The organism is Rhodococcus sp. EPR-134 (assembly GCF_001647205.1).
Taxonomy (GTDB): Bacteria; Actinomycetota; Actinomycetes; order Mycobacteriales; family Mycobacteriaceae; genus Rhodococcus_F; species Rhodococcus_F qingshengii.
This window is the reverse complement of sequence record NZ_LVCT01000643.1, coordinates 1-355: the sequence shown is the minus strand read 5'-3', so window position 1 is coordinate 355 and position 355 is coordinate 1. Positions and strand designations below refer to the sequence as shown.

At 64.5% G+C, this 355-nt stretch carries 1 pseudogene; it reads left to right on the top strand.

Going from position 1 to position 355, the window contains the following annotated elements:
* Window positions 1–41: 41 nt before the first annotated feature.
* Window positions 42–355: pseudogene (locus tag A2J01_RS28130) on the top strand (alpha/beta hydrolase); the annotation flags it as partial.

Genomic DNA, 355 nt, shown 5'->3' with positions numbered 1-355 from the left:
TGCTCTGCCCATCCGCGGCGTGGGTGGTTAGTGTGAGTTGAATGGAGACCGTACCGATCCAACTCCCCGACGGCACCGTGACCCCGATCCGTCTGTTTCCCGGACCGAACGACGACGCACCCGTGGTGGTGATGTTGCCCGGGCTCGGAGTTCCCGCCGGGTTCTACGATCCGGTGGCGCAGGCCCTGGTCGAAGCCGGCTTCAACGCGGCCATCGGTGAACTGCGCGGCCAAGGTGACAGCAAACCGCGCCCGAGCGCGTCGAGTGCTTTCGGATATCAGGAACTGGTCTCGATCGATTGTCCGGCGACGTTCGAGGTAGTGCGCGAGCGGTTCCCGGCCAGCACACCATTTCT